The 2848-nt window shown below is 36.7% G+C and carries 2 protein-coding genes; both read right to left on the reverse strand.

Annotated elements, in window-relative coordinates:
• Window positions 1–409: 409 nt before the first annotated feature.
• The gene (locus tag AB1414_18420; GenBank protein MEW6609391.1) at window positions 410–2080 is read right to left on the reverse strand and encodes a glutamine--tRNA ligase/YqeY domain fusion protein; all 1671 of its coding nucleotides are present in this window, start codon (window positions 2078–2080) and stop codon (window positions 410–412) included.
• A gap of 520 nt (window positions 2081–2600) precedes the next feature.
• Window positions 2601–2789, reverse strand: a complete 189-nt coding sequence (locus tag AB1414_18425; GenBank protein ID MEW6609392.1) for a hypothetical protein — start codon at window positions 2787–2789, stop codon at window positions 2601–2603.
• Window positions 2790–2848: the final 59 nt, after the last annotated feature.

Below are 2848 nucleotides of genomic sequence, written 5' to 3' on the forward strand. Positions count from 1 at the left end.
TTAATGACCCTCTGGGTTATCTTTTGGGACTCCAAAATGTCAAGAAATACAAAAAGATGGCAGAAAATGAGGTAAAGCAATGCCTGGGACCGTAGATATAGCCTTAAGTCCTACGCAACGCTCTCGTCTTTTCTTAAGTAAAAAAATAAAAAAAAGCTTGACACTTTACATAACAGACACAGAGACGCAGAGAAAAAATTAAAAACTATTTACCAAACGCAGAATTCCCTCATGGATTTTCATCAGTGCAAGATTTTGAGGACCGACATCTCATGATTGATTAACAAATTTGGTTTTGATATCCTACATATTACCATGATGTCCTCAATAATCTTTTCTGTTATCTGATTTATTTGCATGTCTTCTCCGCAAACTCTTGCGTCTCTGCGGTAAATTACCATCTAAAGGGTTACAGTTTTTTTTCAATTTTAGCCCAGGAATCTCGTAGCGAGACAGTGCGATTGAATATCATTTTTTCATTGGAAGAATCAGCATCAACGCAGAAATATCCCTGCCTTAAAAACTGATAATGATTTTCTGGTGGAGCACCAAATAAAGTAGGTTCAACTTTACAGCCAGTTAATATTTGTAATGAATTTGGGTTTAAATTCGTTTTGAAATCAACATCTTCTGTTTCATCTGGATTGGATTTCAGGAACAAACGGTCATACAGTCGCACTTCAGCGTCAATACTATGAGCCGCCGAAACCCAATGTAATGTGCCCATAACCTTCCGTTTGTCTTGTGACCAGCCACCACGCGTTTCTGGGTCATAAACTGCGTGTAACTCAACTATTTTACCGCTTACATCTTTAATGACATCTACACATTTGATATAATAGGCATGTTTCAAACGAACTTCACGCCCCGGAGATAATCGAAAAAATTCCTTTGGTGGATTTTCTCGAAAATCATCTTCTTCAATATAGAGCACTTGAGAAAAAGGAATTTTACGAGAACCCATACTGGCATCCTCAGGATTATTTTCAGCATCCAATTCTTCTACCTTGTCTTGTGGATAGTTAGTTATGACTACACGAAGTGGTTGTAAAACGGCCATAACACGAGGTGCACATTTATTCAAATCTTCACGAATACAATGTTCCAACAGCGATATATCAACCATACTATTACCTTTGGCTACGCCAATGCGTTCACAGAAATCGAGTATTGCTTCTTTTGTATAGCCTCGCCTTCGCAATCCTGCAATTGTTGGCATTCGTGGGTCATCCCAACCCGTAACATATTTTCCTTCTACCAGTTCAAGTAGTTTCCGCTTGCTCATCACGGTATAACTAAGATTTAAACGAGCAAATTCAATTTGCTGGGAATGATGGATATTTAATTCATCAAGAAACCAATCATACAATGGTCGATGGTCTTCAAATTCCAGTGTGCAAATAGAATGAGTAATTCCTTCAATAGAATCTGATTGACCATGAGCGAAATCATAAGTGGGATAGATACACCATTTCTGGGAAGTGCGGGGATGTTGGACATGAAGAATCCGATACATCACCGGGTCACGCATATTCAAATTCCCAGACGACATATCAATTTTCGCTCGCAGGGTGCAATGACCATCTTTAAATTCACCACGACGCATCCGTTGAAACAGTTCCAGATTTTCTTCAACACGACGGTTACGATAAGGACTATTCTTACCTGGTTTAGTTAATGTGCCTCGATATTCCCTGATTTCTTCTGGACTTAAATCACAGACATACGCTTTACCTTTTTTAATTAACAGCACCGCATATTCATATAATTTCTCAAAGTAATCAGAGGCGTAATACTCATCCTTACCCCATTTGAAACCAAGCCATTGAATATCCTTTTTGATAGCATCGATGAATTTCTGTTCTTCTTTAACTGGATTAGTGTCATCAAACCGCAGGTGACACCTACCTCCATATTGAGCCGCCAGCCCAAAATTAAGACAAATAGCCTTGGCATGTCCAATATGAAGATAACCGTTTGGTTCTGGTGGAAATCGAGTTACAACTTTACCACCATATTTATTTATCTTCAAATCTTTTTCAATAATCTCTCGAATAAAATCAGATTTATTTGTGGTCATAATTAGTTACCTTATGTCAATTATAGCATAGTTTCAATTAAATGTCAATCGTAACTATCCAGCCACTGTGATTCAGACAGTAGACTATAGACATCAGACTTCAGACTAAAGCGGGCAGAAATTCCAGAAAAATGAAGGCTTGGGAGACCTGTCTATAGCAGTTATTAGTCAAAACTTTACTCAGAGTGGATAAGTAAAAAAATCCAAAATCCCAAGCACCAAATCTCAAATAAACACCAAATTTCAAGTCCTAAATACAAACTATGGAGGGTAATGTTTTGAATTTTGGTCATTTGAATTTATTTGGAATTTGTGATTTGGTAACCGTTCAGGCTATATATCAAAAGTGGTAACTATTCACCCTGTAGGAAAGTAGGAGAGTAGGAAAGTAGGAGAGTAGGGAAGTAGGAAAGGCATTATCTAATTCTATCTAAAGATATTAATTATCTGCCAGATTTTCAATCCATTTGGGATATATCTGAAGAAGTGAGTAGGATGCTTATAGGTTTAATCAAATCAATTAAGAGTAAAATAGTATGAAGTATTTCCCCCCTTTCCTACTTCCTACTTGCTTGGTATGCTGAATAGTTACCAAAAGTGTAAGAAAGGGGATAAGGGGATAAGGACGATATGGAGATAAAATAATAGAAATAGATTGAAATTTATAGAAATAGGTAGAAATTGATTGTGGAAAACAACAAATTTCCATAAATTTCTATTAGTTTCTATTAATTTCAATTTTTTTAATAATATCTCCCTATCTCCTTA

It is taken from the genome of bacterium (genome assembly GCA_040755795.1).
In the GTDB taxonomy this organism is placed as follows: domain Bacteria; phylum UBA9089; class CG2-30-40-21; order CG2-30-40-21; family SBAY01; genus JBFLXS01.

Bases quoted from the DNA above. Each gene is read 5' to 3' on its own strand.
- AB1414_18420 (MEW6609391.1), bottom strand. From the start codon at position 2,080: ATGACCACAAATAAATCTGATTTTATTCGAGAGATTATTGAAAAAGAT.
- AB1414_18425 (MEW6609392.1), bottom strand. From the start codon at position 2,789: ATGGAAATTTGTTGTTTTCCACAATCAATTTCTACCTATTTCTATAAA.